Below are 21641 nucleotides of genomic sequence, written 5' to 3' on the forward strand. Positions count from 1 at the left end.
ACATCTGCAAAAGAACCTCATTTACCCACCGATTTGGCTCATTTGACGAGCATGGGCCTTCCATGGTTCCGTTATCATCTCATGGTGAGCTGGCTTGACCGCCAGAGCCCGTCGAAAGATCGCAGCCAACTGCCGATCGGACACGCCCAGGCGCAGGAGGCCCTTCAGATCGAACTCAACAGGCCCATCCAAGCAAGGGCGCAAGTGACCGTCGGCCGTCAGGCGCAGGCGATTACAGGCGGCGCAAAAATGCTGAGACAGCGCCCCGATAAAGCCAATCGTTCCCAACGCACCCGGCAACCGCCGATAGGCAGCAGGCCCCGCCCCTCGAACCGGCGACACCGGCTCGGGCCGCAATCCCGCTTCCATAAGCGTTTGTTCCATTTGGCCAACACCGACAAAGCAGCCTGGAATACCACTGCACCGGGACGCCCCCATCGGCATCCACTCAATAAAACGCACATGAATCGGCCGCACCAGCGTCAAACGGGCAAAATCAACCAGTTCATCATCGTTAAACCCACCGATCACTACCACATTGAGCTTGATGGGATTGAGCCCGGCAGCCAGAGCGCCATCGATCCCGGCCCAAACCGCATCGATAGCACCACCGCGGGTAATCGCCCGAAAACGCTCCGGTCGTAACGAGTCCATGGAAATATTAACGCGCTGCAACCCAGCCGCTTTGAGTTCCGGCGCCATCGCTCCAAGTAAGATACCATTGGTCGTCATCGCCAGATCGTCGAGCCCGGCGATGCCGGCAAGGCGGGCCATCAACGGTACAATCCCTTTGCGCACCAGCGGTTCACCGCCGGTCACCCGGATCCGCCGGATGCCCAAACGAACGGCAACCCGAGCCAGGCGTTCCAACTCTTCCAGACGCAAAATCTGCTCATGAGCCAGACGACGCACACCTTCTTCCGGCATGCAGTAACGACAGCGTAAATTACAGCGATCCGTTACGGAAAGACGAAGATAATCGATCGAACGCGACCACCGGTCTTGCATCGGCGACCTCCCTTAAAAACAGCCAAGTTCACAATGGGCGATCTTGATCTTCAACTCATTGGCTGCTTGTCCAATCGAACGGTACGATACCTGCAATTCTTCCGCCAGCGCCCTTGCTCCGGCGCAATCGATATGCCCATTCGCAGCCCGCTCCAGCAATCGTTGCTTGATGAACAGCCAATCGACGTCCGGATACTCCTGATGGTTCATCGCACTTCCTCCACTTAATCATTGCTCTATGCAAGCTTGATCATTGTCTATGATTGATTATTGCCTATGCAAATATAAAAATTGCGCTATGCAAGTATAAAAAAGAATAAAAAAATCCCCGCTACCGGTCAAGCACCGGAGCAGATACTTAATCAACAATTAATTTAGATAATTATAAGTTAAAGCAAGATAAAAGAACAAGTAGCAGAAATAGTCACCTCTGCATCTTTTAGCGCATATACTGAGCAAAAAGCATGGATCGGCAGGTGATCCTCATGAAGTGGGCCCTGATCCTCAGTGGCGGCGGTTCTCGTGGTGCCGCCCATGTCGGCGTCATTAAAGCCCTTGAAGAAGCCCGCCTTCGGCCTTCCTTGGTCATCGGCGTCAGTGCCGGCAGCTATGTGGCCGCGCTGTACGGTACCGGTGCCGGTGCTGCTGACATGGTCAAAATCGCCCAGTCCCTGTCCCAGGCCGCTCTCTTCGATTTTGATTGGCGTTGGGCCTGGCAAGCAGCGCGCAACCTGGGTCAAAAGCTCCTGGGCCACCCCAACAGCCACTTGTGGCCGGAACTACCTTCCGGCGTGCTGCGCGGTCGCCGTCTGGAACAATTCTTCACCGATCAGTGGGGCGAACAAACGCTGGATCAGACCGATCCCCCCACGGTGATCACCGCCACCGATCTGATCAGCGGCTATGCCATTTGCTTTACGCCGCGGGATCTTTTGCCCAAGTACCCCATACCCTACCGGCAGTTTATCAGCGCTGTGCCGATTGCCCAGGCCGCACGGTCCAGTTGCAGCCTTCCCGGTGTCTTTCAACCCTTTCCCCTCGGTGATCTGCTGCTCGTGGATGGAGCCGTACGCAACAATATGCCCGCCGATGTGGCCCGCGCACTCGGTGCGGATCTCGTCATCTCGGTCAATCTGCGTAACCCTGGTCAACCGGTTCCGGCACCAGCCAACTTGATCACCACGATGGTGCGTTCCACCGAAATTCTCGGCTACGAAGTTGACTTATGTACGACCCAAACCAGCACCGATCTGCTGATTGAGCCGCATTTAGATGACATGGGCTTGTTTGACTTTGCTTCCTTCGACGCGGCCATTCAAGCCGGCTATCGGGCGACCGTCGACAGCTTACCGGCACTGCATCGCTTACTCCACAGCGAAACCGTGTCACCAACATCGTCATCGGAGCCGCCATCTCCCTTTCCACCGGCGCCGGCTCATTCCACGATCAACGGGATCCGGCTGCAGATCACGTCAGCACCGCCCCCTGCACCAACAACCCCTTTCCCCGCCCTGTCAAGCCCAGCCAAAAGAAAATAAAACGATGGCCACAATCGCTTGGCCATCGTTTTTTATTTTAAGGTGATTTCATTGATTGGGCTGGTTTGATTTATTGAGGTGGTTTCATTGTCGGAACATTGGCCCATTGCGCCGACACCGGCATCGCTTGACCAAAAGCGTCGTGACCTACGGAGTGACTGGGAAAGGTCGTTGTTTCCGTATAGGCAGCCATACCATGTTCGGCCAAATCCATGCCTTCCAGTTCGTCTTTTTCACTGACACGAACGCCCATTGTATTCTTCAAAACCAAGAAAATTCCGTAAGTGGATAAAAAGGCGACGAGGGACACCGATAAAAGGCCGACGAGCTGTACACCGAGCAGTTCCGCACCGCCGCCATAAAAAAACCCTCGCTCCGTATGCAACAAGCCGACAGCGATGACACCCATGGAACCACAAACGCCGTGGACGGCCACAGCGCCGACAGGGTCATCGGCACGCAAACGATCAATCCAACCAACTGCTTCCACAACCAGCACACCGGCCACCGCACCGATCACCACAGCACCTACTGGCGATACGCTGGCACAGCCGGCTGTGATGGCCGCCAAGCCGGCGAGACAGCCATTGATCACCATCGTGGGATCCGGTTTGCCCCACTTGAACATCGTGTAAAAACAACCGATGGTACCGCCGGCCGCTGCCGCCAGATTGGTCGTAACAGCGATGCGCGCGATATTCATATCTAAGCCCGACAGCGAACTGCCCGGGTTAAAGCCAAACCAACCAAACCAGAGGATAAAGGCACCTAATGCCGCCAAGGGTAACGAGTGGGCCGGAATGACGTTCGGTGTTCCATCGGGATTGTATTTACCGATACGCGGTCCCAAGACAAGCACTGCGGCCAGCGAAGCCCACCCGCCGACGGCGTGAACAGCGGCACTGCCGGCAAAATCAACCATACCCTTCTTCGCCAACCAACCTTCCGGATTCCATACCCAGTGAGCGACCAAAGGATAAATAAAAGCAGTTGCTACTAAACTAAAGATAATATAAGGGCCAAACTTCATGCGCTCCGCCACAGCACCGGAAACAATCGTCGCTACCGCCACAGCAAAAGCCGCTTGAAAAAGCCAATAGGCATAAACCGGAATGGAAAGATTCAAGTGGGCTGCATCACCAAGCAGAAAAAAGTCACTCCAACCGATGAACCCGCCTTTACTGACACCGTACATGATCCCAAAACCGACGGCCCAATACCCAAGCATCCCTACGGTGCAATCCATGAAAACTTTCATGATGATGTTGATGCTGTTTTTAGCCCGAACAAATCCTGCTTCTAAAGCCGCGAAACCTGCCTCCATAAAAAACACCAGCGCTGCTGCCAGCAGCACCCATACCGTATTAACCCCCATGGCCAGTTGGCTTAACGTTGGTTCCATCATCTCGATCCCTCCATCATTGTCTCCCATGTTACGCCAGGCAGTTTTGCGTCTTGCTTGATCCACCTCTCTTGATCCCGATTGGTTGTTTAAACAAAAAACGCCCTCAAGACTTGACCTGTATCAAGTCTTGAGGGCGTCAATGCCCAGAACATAACCCATCCCGGTTAAACGATTACCCGGAAATGTTTGAAGAGCTTTCCACTATGGATGGAATTATACCGCACCGGAACCAGAATTGACAAGCGATATTTTGATATTTTTTTTACAAAGCACGGGCGGCCAGTCAGGCAACTCGGTGTACTGATGGCCCACCTTTTGCCGGCTTAGCAAAAGGGCCATCCGCTCTTCGCCTACTGTTACAACCAACTGATGCCATCAGACTATGTTATAATGAGAGCAATAACTCGCCCCATAACAAGGAGGCTTCTATGGACACGGCACTGCTCTTGATCACCGGCATCGTCGCAGGAACCCTCGGTTCGATGATTGGTGTCGGCGGTGGCTTTATCGTCATCCCCGTTCTGCTCTTGTTTTTCAACTATTCCCATACCTGGGCCGCCGCTACGTCGCTGACCTTTATCCTGATCAACTCCTTGGTTAGCACATGGAATTATGCCCAACAAAAACGCATCGACTTCCACATCGGCATTCCTTTTTCCATCGCCACCATCCCCGGTGCCCTGGTCGGTTCTTATCTGACACCCTACATTGAGGGCAAAGCCTTTGCGATCGCCTTTGCCGGTTTGCTCGTGTTGGTTGCGCTGTTGATGTTTTTTAAACCGACCGGCGCAGCGCAAGACCGTATCCCGGCAGCATGGGGGAACAAGATCACGCGCTCATTTCAAGATGCCCAAGGGATCGTCTATCACTATCAAGTAAATCGCCGCGCCGGTATTGCCATCAGCGGATGGGTGGGCTTGCTTTCCAGCCTCTTTGGCATCGGCGGCGGCATCATCCACGTGCCGGCCATGACGATGCTGCTGGGCATTCCTGCCCATATTGCCACGGCCACATCGCTGTTGATCTTGACCGTATCAGCCTTTTTCGGTACCATCGGGTACTTGCTCCAGGGGCAGATTCAATATCTGCCTGCAATGTTTTTGTCCATCGGTGCCATCATCGGCGCCCAAATCGGTACGCGGCTGGCACCGAAGATTCCCGCAAAAAAACTGCTTCAGCTTTTTGCCGTGCTCATGTTCATCGTGGCCTGGAGACTGGCCTTCGCTTGATCGCTGATCAGACATTGGAAAATCCACGGATTAGGTCCATGAATCAAGAAATACGTTGCTTTTATACGATCAAGGGGAATACAAAGCATCCTTGCGGTGCTGTGTATTCCCCCTTTTTTATGAAAAACCGTTTTCATTATAGCCCGTGGCCAGCGGGTCATGAATTTTTTGTTTTATAGTACTCGTGCTACGCCTTCGTAAATCAGCCCACGCTCCGAATCCATCGTCACGGTTTCACCGTCCGTCAGGGCATCCAGATCGCCGATGCTCACGATGACGGGAATGTTAAATTGCAAACCGACGATGGCCGCATGGGATGTCAGCCCGCCTTCGCCGGCAATGATGCCGGCGCAGCGTTCAATGGCCGGGATCATGTCCCGTGTCGTCAGCGACGCCACTAAAATATCACCCTTTTGTACCTTCTGCGTGTCAGCAGCCGTGCGGCAGATTACGGCCCGGCCCACCGCTGTCGCCCGGCCAATGCCTTGCCCACGGGCCAGGATTTTACCGGCTACATGCACTTTGATCAAATTGGTCCGCCCGGCCACACCGGCCGGTACACCGGCGGTCAGCACGACCAGATCACCGGAATCGATCCATTGTTCCTGCAAAGAGCGATCGATCGCTTCGGACAGCATTTCATCGGTGCCTTCGGTCTGGCGAACCTTCATCGGCTCGGCACCCCACACAACGGCCATCTGCCGCATCACTTTCTCCTCCGGTGTGGCCGCAATGATCGGGCAGCGTGGACGATACCGGGAGACCATGCGCGCCGTCGATCCTGATTTCGTCAGGGTAATGATCGCTTTGGCCCCAAGATCAGCGGCGATCGTACAGGTTGCCGCACTGATCGAGTCCGTCACACTGCCAAAATTGCTGGCGAATTGGCGCTCCCGTGCCGTTTTATATTCCAGCGCTTGTTCCGCGCGCCAAGCGATGCGCGCCATCATGCGTACCGCTTCTACGGGATATTTACCGGCCGCCGTTTCCCCGGACAGCATGATCGCATCGGTGCCGTCAAGGATGGCGTTGGCCACATCAGTCGCTTCAGCCCGGGTCGGCCGGGGATTGCGGATCATCGAGTCCAGCATCTGCGTCGCCGTAATGACCGGTTTCCCGGCAGCATTGCACTTGGCGATGATCATCTTTTGCACCAACGGCACTTCTTCGGTGGGTATCGCTACGCCGAGATCGCCTCGTGCTACCATAACCCCGTCGGCCACCTGCAAGATGCGATCGATGTTGTCCACGCCTTGATGGTTTTCAATCTTGGCGATCAACTGCATCGACGCTCCCCGTTCCTCCAAGATCTGGCGAATCCCTAACACATCATCGGGCGTACGGACGAAAGAAATGGCGATAAAATCGATGTCATGAACAATGGCAAACTCCAGATCTTTTACTTCCTTTTCGGAAATGGCCGGCAACTTCAGGGCCACCCGCGGTACGCTGACACCCTTGCGCGTCAGTACGTCGCCGCCGGTTTTGACTTCACAGGTGATCGCCTTCCCGTCAATGTGGATGGCCTGCAACTCAATATTGCCGTCATCAATCAAGATCCGTGTGCCGGCTTCAATATCGCCGGCCAACCCGGCATAACTGATCGGCAGTTGCTTGACGTTCCCCGGTGTTCCATCATCGGGTACCAAGACAACCGTAGCCCCTTCCTGCAGTGTGACCTTGCCGCCGTCGACTTGGCCTATGCGAATCTCCGGCCCTTTGGTGTCCAGCAAGATAGCGACCGAATGGCCCGTTGCCGCTGCGGCCTGGCGAACCATCGCAATGCGCTCAGCATGTTCACCATAGGTCCCGTGAGAAAAATTCAACCGGGCCACCCGCATGCCGGCAAGCATCATCGCTTGCAACGTCTCTACATTGGAACTGGCCGGCCCAATGGTGCAGACGATCTTCGCACAAAGTTTCATGGCGTTAGCCTCCGCGTTCACTTCTGGCATCGATACATTTCCTCCTTGAACATCATTACGACTTCCGAGGGTTCAAGCTAATCGTTTGATCATCACCATGCCACTGGACCTCGACCCCAAAAACTTGGGCAATAGCCCGTAACGGTACGAACATACGCTCCTCCATGATCTGCGGTGCCACCGGTAGGGAAACTTGTTGGCCGCCGGGAAGACTCATCGTCGTACTGCCCACTTGCAACGCACAGGATTGGGCACCGACGCCGATGTGTACTGTACCGGTACTACCATCCCACTGCAGCGCGCCTGGGCTCAACCCCATCACTAGCGCCAAGGAGCGCAAGGGAATCATTGCATGATCGTTGAGCAATTGCGGCGCCTGTTCCATCGTAATCAGGCGATCATGCCAGCGAACCGATGGCCGGCCGATCTGCAACTGCAGCCGATCGTCAAGGGACCGTTCCTGAAAACCGGTCGGTACTTTGGTTGTATGGTCGGTCGTTACCGAGGGTACCCCCACCGGTGCGGTCACCGCCCGGGCAATGGGGATTTCGGCAGCCGTGTCACGGCCAAAGGCAGCGACGATACCATCGTCAGCCGTAGCCGATCCTTTTAGTTTAACAACGATGTCGCCATCAGGTACCATGCGTTGCAGCCGCAAATAGATCGAAGATACACGCAGTGTCGAGGGCGTTGTGGAATCGGCGCGCAAGCGAATACGCAGATAAGCCCCCTCCGAACCGTCGCTGTATGTACTCACCGACGAGGGATCGATGAGCAAATCGCCTTGCACTACGTCCACTTGCGGCAATCCATCGAATTCCACCCCGCGCGGTAAATAAAGCCGCACTTCATCGTTACCTTTGCTTGCGCTTAAGCTGCCGGCCATCCCTTCCGTCAAGACAATATCCCCGGCGGCTTGATGCGTTTTGCCCACATAGACCAGCGGCAATGTTTGCGCCGCTTCCACCGGTGCCGTTGCCGCAAGGCTCGGCGCCAAGCCCAGCGGTGACAGAGCCATCAGCCAGCTTACCGCCCCCAGCATGGCCATGCGCACCGGCAAACAACGTAGCCAGTTCCAACGATACTTCATATTTTTCACTCCTGCACTGCGCACAGCGGTATGACGCTGAAGTTTACAGCGATAAGATGCCTGCCGTTTACAGTAATAAGATGCCCGCTGTTGTAAGTGACAAGGCTACCCGCCTCTTACAGCGATAAGATGCCTGCCAGATCATAAAGATCCTGATCGAGTCCGGTCGAAGTTGTAGCGGCCGCATCCAGATCCACAGCGACAAGCCGGCCCTGCTGCACGGCCAGCATTTCGCCGCTATGGCCGGCCTGCAAACGCTCCACCGCCCGGGCACCCATGCGCGATGCCCAGAGGCGATCGAGGGCCGTTGGGTTACCACCCCGCTGGATATGGCCTAAAATGGTGACCCGCGTCTCCTGGCCGGTTTTTTTCTCGATGGCTTTGCCGATTTCCATGGTATCACCGGCCCCTTCGGCAATCAAAATGATCGAATGCTTTTTCCCGCGCTCGCGCCCGCGGATTAGCCGCGTACATACAGCCTCGAGATCAAACGGCTCTTCCGGTACCAAGATCGACTCCGCCCCGCCGGCAAAGCCAGCATGGAGCGCAATATGGCCGGAACGATGACCCATCACTTCAATCATATTGATCCGTCCATGGGACGTGGCTGTGTCACGAATTTTGTTGATCGCATCCAGTACGGTATTGACGGCCGTATCAAAACCGATCGTATACTCCGTACCGGCAATATCATTGTCAATCGTCCCCGGAATGCAGGCAACAGCAATGCCGCGCTTATGCAAGGTCTGGGCACCACGAAAGGAACCGTCACCGCCGATGACGACCAAGCCGTCGATACCGGCGATACGCAAGCGCTCCGCCGCCCGGTCCTGACCGGCCGTTTCCATAAAAGAGTTGGAACGGGCCGTCATCAAAATCGTACCGCCACGATGGATGATATCACCGACGCTCCCACTGTCCATGGCCACAAAGTTATCATTGAGAATTCCTTCATAGCCATACCGAATACCGGTTACGCGAATCCCGTGGTAAACGGCCGTACGTACAACGGCGCGAATACAGGCATTCATCCCCGGTGCGTCGCCACCGGACGTTAACACACCAAGATGTCGAATCGCCATGCCTTTGACCCCCTTTTTTCTTCCCTTAGAATACCCGACAGGTGCTGTTTTCACCACCCTGTCAGGGTTAATTTTTCGTCAAATCCCACCGCAGTTCCTCTCCGGACGGTTTCTTTTCCGACCGTTTCTTTCTATGCCGTTTCTCTCCATAAAGAAAAGACCTCTAGGCATCACTCCATGCCTGAGGTCTTTTCTGCTTATCCCATCAATAAATGATGTCCTAATTGCCGATACTTTTCATAACGACGTTCGACAAGTTCCGCCGGCGGCAGATCTACCAAAGACGCCAATTCCTGCGCAAAGGCAGCGCCCAGATTATGGGCAGCCTCCAGCGGCGCACGGTGGGCACCGCCGACCGGCTCATCGACGATACGATCGACAATCCTCAGCTTATGCAACCGTTCTGCCGTGATCGCCATCGCCCCAGCGGCGCGCGGTGCTTGGGTGGCATCTTTGAAAAGAATCGAAGCGGCCGACTCGGGGGAGGCCACGGAATAAATGGCATGCTCCATCATCATGATGCGATCAGCTACGCCCAGCGCCAAGGCGCCGCCGCTGCCACCTTCACCGATGACGCAGGAAAGGATCGGCACCGGCAAGGATGCCATCGCATAGAGATTATGGGCAATCGCTCGCGCTTGCCCCCGTTCTTCGGCACCGATGCCGCAGTAGGCACCGGGGGTATCGATAAAACAAAGCACGGGACGACCAAACTTGCCCGCTTGCTGCATCAGCCGTAAGGCTTTGCGATAGCCTTCCGGATGGGGCATCCCAAAGTTGCGGTAGATGTTATCTTTGGTATCTTTGCCTTTGACATGACCCAATACGGTCACCGGCCGGCCTTGGAAAAAGCCGATGCCGCCGACAATGGCCGGGTCATCGCCATAAAGGCGATCGCCTTTGAGTTCGATAAAGTCCTGAATGTTCGCGCGAATATAGTCAATCGCATTAGGTCGCTCAGCATGGCGGGCCAATTGCGCTTGCTGCCACGGTGTTAAGTTTTGATAAATCGAAGCGCGTAATTCTTGTGCCCGCTGTTCTAACGTGGCAATCTCTTCCCGCAAGTCCATGCCTTTTTCTTGGGAAAAATGGCGCAGCTCATCGATTTTCGCCTCCAAGGCAAACAGGGGCTGTTCAAACTCAAGCGGTTGGGCCATTGGCGGTCACCCCTTCCGTCTTGGTATGCATGGCGAGAATCAAGGCCAGTTGACTGCGCATCTGCGTACGGGGCACAATACGGTCGATCATACCGTGCTGCTCCAAAAATTCAGCGCGTTGGAATCCTTCTGGCAATTTTTGTCGGATCGTTTGCTCGATCACCCGTGGGCCGGTAAAGCCGATCAGTGCGCCCGGCTCCGCTAGAATCAGATCGCCTAACATAGCAAAGGAAGCCGTCACGCCACCTGTCGTGGGATCGGTCAACACGGAAATATAAAGCACACCGGCTTCAGCAAGGCGCGTCAAGGCTGCACTGGTGCGGGCCATCTGCATCAACGAAAGAACGCCTTCTTGCATGCGGGCACCACCGGAAGCCGAAAAAAGAATTAAGGGAATGCGCTGCGCGCAGGCGCCTTCAATGGCACGAACGAGCTTTTCACCGACAACGGTTCCCATCGAGGCCATGATAAACCGGGGATCCATCACACCGACAACGACGGGAAAACCTTCGATCGTTCCCTGTCCGGTAACAATCGCTTCGGCCAGACCCGTTTCGCGCTGGCTTTTTTCCACTTTTCCTTTGTACCCCGGAAAATGCAACGGATCTTGCGTGGGCAAATGGGCATCCCACTCGATAAAACTGTCCGGATCAAGCAGCGCCGCGATCCGTTGCGGAGCAGCGATGCGAAAGTGATGGCCACACTTGGCACAAACGCGACAGTTCTTATCGAGTTCTTTCGCCAAGAAGATCTCCTGGCACTTTTCACAGCGAACCCAAAGTCCTTCCATGCGTGTTTCCCGTTCCTCCTGAACAACGTCGTTCTGAGGATTTTGTTCTCGCGTTTCTTCTAAGAGCCGCTGGCGGGCGTTGCGAATAAAATCTTTCAATGTCTTCTACCCCCCCTAGTGCTCCGCTGAGAATCTCATGTGCTTCTTCCGCTTCCGATTCGGGCACAAGGATTTCTACAGAACCGGAATCACCTAAATGAGGAACACCGACGGGACGCAACATCACCAGTAACCCCTCTAGCGTCAATACATTCTTTAACATCTCGGCGGTACTACGATTCGGCGCGATGTAGACAACCGTCCACACGGTCAGTCACCTCTCTTTCTCTTAATTTCCTGCTTCAACAACACCGTGCTTGGTATATACTTGGGCTCGCCCACGGATCTTCATGGCTGATGTATGTTCCGTAAACTGAGCGACCATGACTTCACCCTTGTCCATTTTTTCGGAATGATGAAATTTTGTATCTCGCCCACGTGTTAACCCAATAATGGTGACACCGTTTTCTAATGCTTTAATTAAAATATATTCACCAGTAACGATCGTTTCTTTTTCTTGCAAAGGTCACACCTTCTCTCGGTTAATCCATTCCATGCTAAGCATAGCACAACCAATGTTCTCCATGCAAACAGTATGTTATCACAATCGTTTATGATCGTTGTTACCATACACTACGCAATTATGCTTGTTGAAGTTCCACTGTTCCCGGTCCTAAATAGTCTTCAATGGTTTGCCAAAAATGTGCGTTCACATCGACGGAAAACTCCGGGGTAAGTTGAAAAGCGCGGCGATCTTTGAGAAAAAGCACGCGCACCGGTGTAGGGCCGGGAAACTGGCGAATGCGCTGAAGCAGATGGCCAACAGCGTCTTTATCACCATAGGCGATCGGCGCTTGAATGACGACGATGCCCTTGGGCGGTGGCGGTGTTGGCATGGTTGGTTGCGGTAGCATGGTTGGTTGCGGTAGCATGGCTGGTTGCGGTGGCATGCCCGGTTGCAGCGGTGGTGGCATGCCCGGTTGCAGCGGTGGTGGCATGCCTGGTTGCAGCGGTGGTGGTGGCATGCCTGGCTGCGTCCATGGCGGCATGGCTGATTGCTGTGGTGGGATGCCATCGAGCACGGCCTGTTGCACCGGATAGATGCGCTCCCCGAAGATGCGTCGTGTTTCATCTTCGTAGTGCACTTTGCCTTCCAGCAAAATGATCGCATCATCTTTCAGCAGTTCCGAGCAACGCTGGTAGGCACGGGGAAAGACAAGCACTTCGATGCTGCTGTCCCAATCTTCCAACGTCAAGTAGGCCATCAATTCGCCGCGCTTGGTCGTCGTCCGGCGCAAGCTTTGGATCAGCCCGGCCAAGAGCACCCGCTGTTGATCCATCTCCGGCGTGATCTGGCGGATCGAAAGGTTGGTCCGTTGCTCTAACTGCGCCCGCACTTCTTGCAAAGGATGACCGCTAAAATACAGGCCCAGCAGTTCCTTTTCCATCGTGAGCCGTTCGCGCTGGCTGAAGTCGGCCACTTCCGGTAAGGGCACATCTTCCACTCCGGCAGTGCTGTCGAGGTCTTCTTCGCCACCGGCTTCATTAAATATATCGAGCAAGTTCATCTGCCCCGTCGCCAGATCGCGCTGGCGGCGCGAAGCGATTTCCAGGCAGCGGTCCAGTATCATCAACAGCGGCCGCCGCGGTCCCAGCGAAGCCATAGCACCGGATTTGATCAAGCTTTCCATCACGCGCCGGTTGACATGACGCCCATCGACGCGAGTGCAAAAGTCGACAAGCGAACGAAAGGGGCCGCCCGTTTCGCGGGCCAGCAGTATCGCTTCGATGGCGTTGCGGCCGACGTTTTTCACGGCTACCAGGCCAAAGCGAATCTGCGCCTCGCCGCTCTCCCGCTCCGTCGTGACGGTAAAATCGATGCCCGATTCGTTCACATCCGGTGGGAGTACCTTGATGCCCATGCGACGGCTTTCATCAATATACATACTGACTTTATCCGTCGTATCGGCAGCGATCGTCAATAGGCCCGCTTGAAACTCCACCGGATAATTGGCTTTGAGGTAGGCCGTTTGGTAGGAGATCAGCGCATAGGCCGCCGAGTGGCTTTTGTTAAAGCCATAACCGGCAAAGTACTCGATCAATTCAAAAACTTGCGCCGCCGTTGCTTCCGGCACCTGCCGGGCCCGGGCACCGTCAGTAAACTGCTGCTTGAGCCCGGCGATGACTTCAGGCTTTTTCTTGCCCATGGCCCGGCGCAGCATATCGGCTTGTCCCAGGGAGAAACCGGCCAGGTCGCTGGCGATGCGCATGACCTGTTCTTGATAGAGGATGACGCCGTACGTCTCTTTGAGGATCGGCTCCAGGACGGGATGTAAATAGGTGACGGCTGTACGACCATGTTTGCGCTGGATAAAATCTTCCACCATACCCGACTGGAGCGGTCCGGGCCGGTAGAGGGCGACGAGGGCAACGATATCTTCAAAGCAGTTGGGCTTGAGTTCGCGCAGGATCGCCCGGAGGCCCGAGCTTTCTAATTGGAAGACACCGAGGCTGTCGGCCCGTGTCAGCAGTTGATAGGTGTTTTCATCATCTAAAGGCAGGTCTTTGAGTTCGACAGTGATGCCTTGGGACTTTTTGATCTTGGCAATCACATCGCCGATCAGCGTCAAGGTCTTGAGACCGAGAAGGTCCATCTTGAGGAGGCCGATCTCTTCGACAGTGTCTTTAGGAAATTGGGTCGTTACGCCGCTGTCGCTGAGGCGCTGCACCGGCAAAAAGTCCGTCAGCGGTGACGGCGCGATGACCACACCGGCGGCATGGGTCGACGCGTGGCGCGGTGTGCCTTCCAGCGCTTGGGCTGTGGCCACCAGTTGGTCGATTTTGGGGTCCTGGCGCATGTAGACGAGATCGGGGTTGACTTCCAGTGCTTTTTCGATGGTCATGCCCAGTTCGCCGGGAATGGCTTTGGCTACTTTATCGACATCGGTCAGGGGGATGTTCATCACCCGGCCTACATCGCGCACGGCTGCCTTAGCAGCCATTGTTCCGAAGGTGATAATCTGGGAAACGCGGTCACTGCCGTATTTACGCACGACGTATTCGATGACTTCACCACGCCGTTCGAAGTCGAAGTCAATGTCGATATCGGGCATGGAGACGCGTTCGGGGTTTAAGAAGCGTTCGAAGAGCAAGTTGTAGACGAGCGGATCAATGTCGGTGATCCCCAGTACATAAGCGACGAGGCTGCCCGCCGCTGAGCCCCGGCCGGGACCGACTAGAATGCCCTGATCGCGAGCAAAGGCGCAGAAGTCCTGGACGACGAGGAAGTAGCCGGCAAAGCCCATGCGGCAAATCGTCCCCAGTTCAAAAGCCAGGCGCTCTTCGTAGGCGGCTTGTCCGGCTGTGCGCCGCCAGTTCATGCCTTTCTGGCAAAGGTAGAGAAGGTATTGCTCTGCTTCTCCCCACGGTGCGCCGGGCCAGGGCGCTTGCCGATAGTCGCCGCACCAAACTTGAAAGGCCGTATCTTGCGGTATGGGGAATTCCGGAAGATGGTTGATGCCAAAGGGAATCTCCAGATTGCACATCTCGGCGATCTTGAGGGGATTGGTCAGCGCTTCCGGCACCGATGGGAAGAGCCGGGCCATCTCGTCGGCGCTTTTTAAGTAGAACTCTTCGCCGTCAAAACGCATGCGGTTCATGTCGTCTAAGGTTTTGCCCATCTGCAAACACATGAGCACGTCCTGGAGGGAAGCGTCGCTACGGGCGACGTAGTGGACGTCGTTGGTGGCCACCAGGCCGATGCCCATCGATTGGGCTAAGCGGACGAGGGCGATGTTGGCTTTGCGCTGGTCCGGGATGCCGTGATCTTGCAGTTCCAGGTAGTAATTTTCCGGCCCGAAAATATCTTGGTAAAAGCGGGCTGCTTCGCGGGCTTGTTCCTCCTGCTCCCGGAGGAGCAGGCGCGGCACTTCGCCGGCCAAGCAGGCGCCACAGGCGACGAGGCCCTGGCTGTGCCGGGCGAGCAGTTCGCGGTCCACGCGGGGTTTATAATAGAAGCCTTCCAAATAGGCTTGCGATACGAGGGACAGCAAATTTCTGTAGCCCGTCATGTCTTTGGCCAGCAGGACCAGATGGTAGGGGTCGCTGTCTTTTTGCGGGTCCCGGTCGGTGCGGCCGCGCGGGGCCACGTAGACTTCGCAGCCGATGATCGGCTTGACGCCTTTTTTCTTGGCCGCTTTGTAGAAGTCAATGGCGCCGTACATGACGCCGTGATCGGTGATGGCCAGTGCCGGCATGTCCAAGGCGGCGGCGCGGTCGACGAGTTTGCTGATGCGGGCCGCCCCGTCCAGGAGGCTGTATTCCGTGTGGACGTGGAGGTGGACAAAGGGGTTGGCTGTTTTTTCAGTATAGGTCAAGGCCCATGCCCTCCCGTCGGTAGTGGTGCGTTGATTAATTCGGTAGAAAGCGGCGTACGTCCTGCTTTTGTAATCATATAAAGGGGTAAAACTAAAAATATATTATAGCATTAATGGGTGGTAATAAGTCGTCAGGTTTGGGGAGGTTGGAGCAACGGTCATGAGCGGAAGTAAGTGTCGCATAGGTTGAAATAATAAGATTTCTCTATGCTAATGAAAAACTTACAATGAAAGGAACGGGGAAACACGATGGAGGAGCAATGGGTCGTTGCCCTATATGCCAATGGTCAGAATAATCTTAACCATGCTGTGGCCGGTTCCTTGCAAAAAATCGCTCAGACCACGTTAGATCCATCCTGCGCCATGGCCATTCAGTCAGGATCGACGTTTACTGCGGAAGGACGTTTGCCCGTATCGAGGTATCGCAAGGAAGGTAAAGATCTGCATCTTGTTCAATCCTTTGATGACATGGTCATGGCCGAACCGCGCTCGCTTTATGACTTTCTGCTTTGGGTTTTTCATTCGTTTCCCAAGCAGCAAAAACTATTGATCTTGTCAGGTCACGGGTTAGCCTGGCTGGGTATCTTGCCGACAATGACTCCCACGATGCGCCCGATGATGACACTACAAAGCTTGGGCCGGGTAATTGAAAAAGCGATAGTTGACAGCGGGGCCAAATTGGCTGGCATCGTCTTTGATACCTGTTATATGAACAGCCTGGAAGCACTTCTGGAATTTCACCATTACTGCCCCAGTATCGAACATCTGCTGCTGTCCTACGGTGATACACCTCCCGGAGGCTTGTCCTTGCCGGACTTCATGCAGCTAGTCTCTGCGCATCGCTACGACGATGATCGGGCTTCCTTATTTAGCAGACTCGAGCGGGGACTCAATGAACAATTACCGCACATACTGCCGCAGTTCGGCTACATCTACGTCCGGCCTGCTCAAGAGCCGTTACAACAGATCAAAAAAATTACGGCAGATTTTGCACCTACTCAACTTGCCCAAGGCATTCCTCCTAGCCTGATCAAGGAGCATACAATAACAATTTTTCCTTATGGTCACCCCGTAGCATCAGAAGTTCCGGCGTGGCTTCCTCTGTTTGATCAATTGTCCCCGGTGAGCCGGATGCTTTTGGGACATCTGCCTCCCGAAAATAAAGCTGCCTATTTCACGCTCAATAGTACAAGTGAAAAAGAAATAGCTGACTTTTATCAGCCCTACTATGAACATTTACTTTTCGCACAAGAGAACTCGTGGCTTGAGTTGCAAGGGATGGTGCGTGGTGCCTCAACGTCTCGGGGAGCTTTAACGCTTTGGGATACGATCGAAATGCCTCAGCGAATGGGAAACTGATTCTTTCAGGAATACGGGCCACCTTGCCAGCCAAGGCGGCCCGTTTATTACTTGGTCTTAAAAAAAAGCAATTAAAGGGCAACGGAGTCAGAACATCTGCCCGGAGCACATTCAGAAACGTGTATCTTGATGCAATACGCAACGGGACCGCAAACCGTTTCGCAAATCGGAATGACAATTGTATCGGTGGGTAACTGGCTGCACCGCCAGAACTTAAAGGCAACCAATACATTAAACGGCGGCGGCGGTGGCGGGGGATCTTCTGTAAGGGTATCTGTACCTATCGTTGGTTGCTTATACACCTCAATCAGGAAGCAAAAACAGCCATTTCTGAACGCATCGGGACAATCCCCTCCGTTAATTTGCAGCTTGATTGCGCGTGTGGTGTCGCCGTCCAAGGTAAACGTTTGCGAAACCACCTTATTAGGGTCTACGGTAATGGGTACACACGTTGTTTTATCGAGAAGACCCATCGTAAAAACACCATCCTTCGTTCTAATTTTAAAGCTTTTGCTCTCGATGTCATGGTATTCAGCAAATACCAGTTAGTTCCAGTTGCTTGAGGTATCCTTGTTCTTTATTTAGCAGATACCCGCCGGCTTTACGCAAAAAAAAAAGCAGCTCCCGCCGCTTTTGATCATGTAGCCTTATCACACATAGGGTGACAAGTGACCGTGGCCCGGGCCGTTAAATCGCCTGCTTGGGGCTCAGGCACACAAAAGTAAACGGCACAATTGATATCACAAAGCTGTCGAGAGATAATCTTTTTTCTTCCCTCGACCATAAATGAAAGTAGCAATACGAGGTCAAACCGAATTGAAACTTTGATATTTTTCCGGTTGCACTCCGGTGCCGCAGGACCAATAACCTCTACGGTCTCCGATATATTCATCGGGAGACAGTCAATGATGACGGCTGACTTGGGAATCGCGCAAATCTTGAACTTTTTTCGGCATACTTCTCTGGCAATCGCACGAAACAACAAAACAGGGACGATGATTCTGACTTCAGGACCAATACATTCTTCTTTTTTATCATCGAAAAGAAATGCAGGCACTTCACCACAAATCGTCTGACGGAGAAGTACACAACATTCGATAAGAACCTCCCCACGATCGGGCGTGATGAAAGGAATTTCAACTTCTACCGTTGATATATCATTGGGCCCTACGCGGGCCGTTGTTGTGACATCAGGTGTCAGGCAGTTCATAGATTCCCCCCCTCTCTCTGACGAGGACTTTACGCGATAGTATATGTTTTGTTGCCGCTTGTTGGTCACCTGTTTTCTTCCTCAAAATAGGTTCCGGAACAAAAAAATCCGCTGGAATTTCCCAGCGGATTGGCGAAAAAATTTATACTTTTGATTACTGTAATCGGAAACCGCGAGCACCCGGTACCGGCGTACAGATCGGTCCGCAAATTGTACCTGACGTGAAGAATTGTATCCCGCCTTGGGCACCATCCTTGGCGGTAATGGTAACGGGGCCCACATCAGCGAAACCGTTCAGCGTAAAACTGTAGGTATTTACGAGAGGGCATACAGCCGTGGCTACAGGTGTGTCTATTTTGATTCCCACAGCACCTGTTGTCGGATCAGGATTTACAAATTCAACACCTGGTTGGTTTGGAGTCAGTTGAATGGGGCAATCAGGAGAAAAGCCGATTACAAAATGGCTGAGATCTTTGAATGTCGAATCGGTACCGGGTTTGCAGACATTGTACGTGAACGTAGAGAAGCCCGTCGCGGAGTCATAAGTGACACCCACAAAAGTAAACTGATATTGGAATTGCTGCACCCCGGCCTGATCAGTGAAAGTTAACAACGCGGTTTCTGGACATGGTTGTGGCAAGTAAAACAGCTCCCTTCTTACGTTGCAAAGCGAGTACCTGTTGAGCAAGCTCGCTTTTAAGGTAATGGTTTCCATACATGGTATTTACTTTGCCACAAAGGTGTTCCTGGTTCCGGCATTAAATTACCATAAAGATCCATGCGACAAAAGGTCGCCGGAATCACTCCGACAACGGCAAGTCCTCGAATATTACGGGGTAAAAAAGGAAAAATTTATCAACTGGCGAATTACTGTGCACCCAACTGAGGAGTACAGATAAAGGGTGATGCTTTTTTCTAAGTTGATACCTCATCCGCAGTAAGTTAGGATTTGTATGTCTAAGGCAGGATACTACCTCGAGTCATTGTGACATTGCAGCGTTGGTTAGAAAATCCGACTTCAATAACATTTTCCAAAGCAGGATACTATCTATAAATGACGAACTATTCCAATAAAAGTCTAATCTCTATTTTGCATACAACAACTTATGTATGAGGATGGATTGCGATTGGATATTTATATATATTACTTCTTTAAAGCTATCACGCTGTTAGCCAGCCTTGGTGCGTTTTCGCTCGGAATTTATGCATATACCAAATACCGCGGCAATCCTGGCGTAAATGCCTATATCGGTTACTGTATTTGCATTGGTATCTATACATTTGCACGCGCTTTCGTCTCAACCAGTGAATCCATCGAAGAGTACCGTTTTTGGTGGTATTTTTCCCATCTCACCATACCCTACTTCGCTGTTTTTTGGCTGATTACAACGATGCATTATTGCCGTCTTGATCACTACCTGAACAAAAAATCCATCACCGCACTTTTTATCGTGCCATTCATAATTTCGGTGCTTTTTTACACTAACAATTATCATCATTGGGTTTATTCTAATATAACCTTCCATCTCAACGGTTCTTTTGTGTACGCAATTAAAGAAAGAAACTGGGCCAATGCTCTGCTGGCTTATTACCAAAATTTTTGCTTTCTTACTGGATTTATCATGTTGTTTCGATTACAACACAAGATCGGAGCAAGTCATCGCCAAAGCATTACCTATATGATTTTAGGTCCCGTCATACCTACGCTCGGCAACCTTGTTAACCTCGCCAAAATGATTCCACCACAAATTGAATTGGCTCCAGTATTAACCTTTTTTACTGTTTTACTCCATTCTAAGGTGCTCTTCCGCTCCCATTTTTTTGAGTTTATACCGGTTGCTCATGAAAAAGTATTGAACAGTATCCGCGAAGGGATCATCATTCTTGATTCTGCCGATCGAATTATTGAGTATAACCCGGCCGCTGCTGTTTTCTTTCCGCAATTGCGTTCTGCTCCGATCGGCCAACCCCTAGGTCATGTGCTTACCGATTACCCGGCGCTGATCCGACAAGTGGCCTTGGGAAATACTGATACAGACATTAATATCGCCAATCATCCGAATCCATCGTACCTTTCCTCTCGCCTGTCACCGATTCGCCTTCATGGCGCTCAATGGGGCAAAGTCATTTCATTAAGCGACATTACAGAAAAAAACCGAGCCCTTACGCTAGCGGACGAAGCCAACCGCGCCAAAAGTGATTTTCTCGCCATGATGAGCCACGGGATTCGCACACCCATGAACGGCATTATCGGCATGAACAACTTGATGCTGGAAACCAAACTGACTCCGGAGCAACGGGAGTACGCGGTTCTAATCCATGAATCTAGCGGAGTTCTGCTGAATGTTATCAATGATATTTTAGATTTCTCCAAAGTGGAATCTGGTAAATTCGAACTTGAGCATATCCCTTTTAATATCCATACAACAATTACTGGTACCGCTAACCTACTGGCGAGCAAAGCGACCGAAAAAGGGATTACCCTGTCTGTATCGATCGCACCGGATATTCCTCCCGTGCTGGAAGGCGATCCCACGCGACTGCGCCAGGTTTTATTTAACTTAATCGGTAATGCCCTTAAATTCACCCATTCCGGTCAGGTTACGATTCTTGCGGATCTGAAGTCAAGCGATGGAACGAGCCGGTGGATCGATTTCTCTGTCATCGACACCGGCATTGGCATGTCCCCAGAGACGATGGCCAATCTGTTTACCCCCTTCGTTCAAGCCGACACATCAACGGCACGCGTTTATGGCGGTTCAGGTCTTGGCCTGGCCATATCGAAAAATCTTGTTCATCTCATGGGGGGAGACATCAGTGTCTCCAGTGAAATCGACAAAGGCTCGACCTTCCGGTTCTCCATTCCTTTTGAGGTTCCGAACCATTCCGAACGTTCCTCCCTGGTTGAACTGGATGCTTCTCCTACGAAAAATATCACCATCGCCCCAAGAGAGATGACCGCTCCTGGGGAGAAGTTCGCCGGTACGGTGTTGCTTGTTGAAGATAATCAAGTGAACCAAAAACTCGCCCAGATCCTCCTGCGCAAACTGGGTTTAACCGTCATCGTTGCTGACAACGGTAAGCAAGCCCTTAAAGCCCATCAAGATCGAAACTATGATCTGATCTTTATGGATTGTCAAATGCCGGAACTCGATGGTTTTCAAACAACCGGAATCATCCGCGACGCGGAAACGGTAACCCACCGGCACGTTCCGATCATCGCCATGACCGCTATGGCCATGCAAGGCGATCGCGAGCGGTGCATCGCTGCCGGAATGGATGATTACATTCCAAAACCATTGAATAAGTACCATCTGGTTAGTATGATCAAACGTTGGCTTCCCCACGGCCCGGAAGCGTCATAGCATCACGTTGCCCACGTTCAGGAGCATCCCGCCATGGCCATAACGATTTGCCTCTCTTTAGCAGGATA

At 53.0% G+C, this 21641-nt stretch carries 17 protein-coding genes and 1 pseudogene; 4 read left to right on the forward strand and 14 right to left on the reverse strand.

Annotated elements, in window-relative coordinates; translation table 11 throughout:
- Positions 1 to 21: 21 nt before the first annotated feature.
- Positions 22 to 1008, reverse strand: coding sequence for a GTP 3',8-cyclase MoaA (moaA, locus tag EDD73_RS00765; protein WP_131917776.1), 987 nt, complete (start codon positions 1006 to 1008; stop codon positions 22 to 24).
- A 12-nt stretch (positions 1009 to 1020) separates the two neighbouring features.
- Entirely contained in the window at positions 1021 to 1218 is a 198-nt protein-coding gene (locus EDD73_RS00770; RefSeq protein WP_131917777.1) for a hypothetical protein, read from the reverse strand.
- A 275-nt stretch (positions 1219 to 1493) separates the two neighbouring features.
- On the opposite strand from EDD73_RS00770, the gene EDD73_RS00775 reads away from it, so the two are divergent.
- On the forward strand, positions 1494 to 2546 hold the full coding sequence (locus EDD73_RS00775) for a patatin-like phospholipase family protein (protein ID WP_165876233.1): 1053 nt from the start codon (positions 1494 to 1496) through the stop codon (positions 2544 to 2546).
- Between the two features lie 70 nt (positions 2547 to 2616).
- On the opposite strand, the gene EDD73_RS00780 is transcribed toward EDD73_RS00775, so the two are convergent.
- Positions 2617 to 3951 (reverse strand): ammonium transporter, encoded by a 1335-nt coding sequence (locus tag EDD73_RS00780; RefSeq protein WP_243116740.1) that lies wholly within the window; start codon positions 3949 to 3951, stop codon positions 2617 to 2619.
- Positions 3952 to 4164: 213 nt separating this feature from the next.
- Positions 4165 to 4317: a hypothetical protein gene (locus EDD73_RS15025; RefSeq protein WP_207668764.1), complete on the reverse strand. Its 153-nt coding sequence runs from the start codon at positions 4315 to 4317 to the stop codon at positions 4165 to 4167.
- 62 nt (positions 4318 to 4379) lie between these two features.
- Here EDD73_RS15025 and EDD73_RS00785 point away from each other — a divergent pair, with 62 nt between their 5' ends.
- A complete protein-coding gene (locus tag EDD73_RS00785) occupies positions 4380 to 5180 on the forward strand; it encodes a sulfite exporter TauE/SafE family protein (protein WP_131917779.1) in 801 nt (266 codons plus the stop codon).
- A gap of 173 nt (positions 5181 to 5353) precedes the next feature.
- On the opposite strand, the gene pyk is transcribed toward EDD73_RS00785, so the two are convergent.
- The 8 genes and pseudogenes from pyk to EDD73_RS00825 all read right to left on the reverse strand — a co-directional run bounded on the left by pyk (position 5354) and on the right by EDD73_RS00825 (position 15639).
- Positions 5354 to 7135, reverse strand: a complete 1782-nt coding sequence (gene pyk / locus EDD73_RS00790) for a pyruvate kinase (RefSeq protein WP_243116741.1) — start codon at positions 7133 to 7135, stop codon at positions 5354 to 5356.
- A gap of 25 nt (positions 7136 to 7160) precedes the next feature.
- On the reverse strand, positions 7161 to 8195 hold the full coding sequence (locus EDD73_RS00795) for a copper amine oxidase N-terminal domain-containing protein (protein WP_131917780.1): 1035 nt from the start codon (positions 8193 to 8195) through the stop codon (positions 7161 to 7163).
- 116 nt (positions 8196 to 8311) lie between these two features.
- The gene (gene pfkA, locus EDD73_RS00800; protein ID WP_131917817.1) at positions 8312 to 9271 is read right to left on the reverse strand and encodes a 6-phosphofructokinase; all 960 of its coding nucleotides are present in this window, start codon (positions 9269 to 9271) and stop codon (positions 8312 to 8314) included.
- Between the two features lie 203 nt (positions 9272 to 9474).
- Positions 9475 to 10434, reverse strand: a complete 960-nt coding sequence (locus EDD73_RS00805; protein WP_131917781.1) for an acetyl-CoA carboxylase carboxyltransferase subunit alpha — start codon at positions 10432 to 10434, stop codon at positions 9475 to 9477.
- Positions 10418 to 11323 (reverse strand): acetyl-CoA carboxylase, carboxyltransferase subunit beta, encoded by a 906-nt coding sequence (gene accD, locus EDD73_RS00810; RefSeq protein ID WP_264672900.1) that lies wholly within the window; start codon positions 11321 to 11323, stop codon positions 10418 to 10420. The genes EDD73_RS00805 and accD overlap by 17 nt, the downstream gene beginning before the upstream one ends.
- 13 nt (positions 11324 to 11336) lie before the next feature.
- A pseudogene (locus tag EDD73_RS15150) lies at positions 11337 to 11531 on the reverse strand (putative signal transducing protein); the annotation flags it as partial.
- 21 nt (positions 11532 to 11552) lie between these two features.
- A complete protein-coding gene (gene mtrB / locus EDD73_RS00820; protein ID WP_131917783.1) occupies positions 11553 to 11786 on the reverse strand; it encodes a trp RNA-binding attenuation protein MtrB in 234 nt (77 codons plus the stop codon).
- A gap of 118 nt (positions 11787 to 11904) precedes the next feature.
- A complete protein-coding gene (locus tag EDD73_RS00825) occupies positions 11905 to 15639 on the reverse strand; it encodes a DNA polymerase III subunit alpha (protein ID WP_131917784.1) in 3735 nt (1244 codons plus the stop codon).
- A 249-nt stretch (positions 15640 to 15888) separates the two neighbouring features.
- Here EDD73_RS00825 and EDD73_RS00830 point away from each other — a divergent pair, with 249 nt between their 5' ends.
- On the forward strand, positions 15889 to 16998 hold the full coding sequence (locus EDD73_RS00830; protein WP_131917785.1) for a clostripain-related cysteine peptidase: 1110 nt from the start codon (positions 15889 to 15891) through the stop codon (positions 16996 to 16998).
- 637 nt (positions 16999 to 17635) lie between these two features.
- Here EDD73_RS00830 and EDD73_RS00835 read toward each other — a convergent pair.
- On the reverse strand, positions 17636 to 18208 hold the full coding sequence (locus tag EDD73_RS00835) for a hypothetical protein (protein WP_131917786.1): 573 nt from the start codon (positions 18206 to 18208) through the stop codon (positions 17636 to 17638).
- 154 nt (positions 18209 to 18362) lie between these two features.
- Positions 18363 to 18848 (reverse strand): hypothetical protein, encoded by a 486-nt coding sequence (locus EDD73_RS00840; RefSeq protein WP_131917787.1) that lies wholly within the window; start codon positions 18846 to 18848, stop codon positions 18363 to 18365.
- A 481-nt stretch (positions 18849 to 19329) separates the two neighbouring features.
- On the opposite strand from EDD73_RS00840, the gene EDD73_RS00845 reads away from it, so the two are divergent.
- On the forward strand, positions 19330 to 21573 hold the full coding sequence (locus EDD73_RS00845; RefSeq protein ID WP_207668765.1) for a histidine kinase N-terminal 7TM domain-containing protein: 2244 nt from the start codon (positions 19330 to 19332) through the stop codon (positions 21571 to 21573).
- Positions 21574 to 21641: the final 68 nt, after the last annotated feature.

Origin of the sequence: Heliophilum fasciatum, from assembly GCF_004341395.1 — a bacterium.
In the GTDB taxonomy this organism is placed as follows: domain Bacteria; phylum Bacillota; class Desulfitobacteriia; order Heliobacteriales; family Heliobacteriaceae; genus Heliophilum; species Heliophilum fasciatum.

Coding starts and splice junctions, on each gene's coding strand:
- EDD73_RS00835 (WP_131917786.1), bottom strand. CDS start 18,208: ATGAACTGCCTGACACCTGATGTCACAACAACGGCCCGCGTAGGGCCC.
- moaA (WP_131917776.1), bottom strand. CDS start 1,008: ATGCAAGACCGGTGGTCGCGTTCGATCGATTATCTTCGTCTTTCCGTA.
- EDD73_RS00830 (WP_131917785.1), top strand. CDS start 15,889: ATGGAGGAGCAATGGGTCGTTGCCCTATATGCCAATGGTCAGAATAAT.
- EDD73_RS00775 (WP_165876233.1), top strand. CDS start 1,494: ATGAAGTGGGCCCTGATCCTCAGTGGCGGCGGTTCTCGTGGTGCCGCC.
- EDD73_RS00805 (WP_131917781.1), bottom strand. CDS start 10,434: ATGGCCCAACCGCTTGAGTTTGAACAGCCCCTGTTTGCCTTGGAGGCG.
- EDD73_RS00770 (WP_131917777.1), bottom strand. CDS start 1,218: ATGAACCATCAGGAGTATCCGGACGTCGATTGGCTGTTCATCAAGCAA.
- EDD73_RS00785 (WP_131917779.1), top strand. CDS start 4,380: ATGGACACGGCACTGCTCTTGATCACCGGCATCGTCGCAGGAACCCTC.
- EDD73_RS00780 (WP_243116740.1), bottom strand. CDS start 3,951: ATGATGGAACCAACGTTAAGCCAACTGGCCATGGGGGTTAATACGGTA.
- pyk (WP_243116741.1), bottom strand. CDS start 7,135: ATGCCAGAAGTGAACGCGGAGGCTAACGCCATGAAACTTTGTGCGAAG.
- EDD73_RS00795 (WP_131917780.1), bottom strand. CDS start 8,195: ATGAAGTATCGTTGGAACTGGCTACGTTGTTTGCCGGTGCGCATGGCC.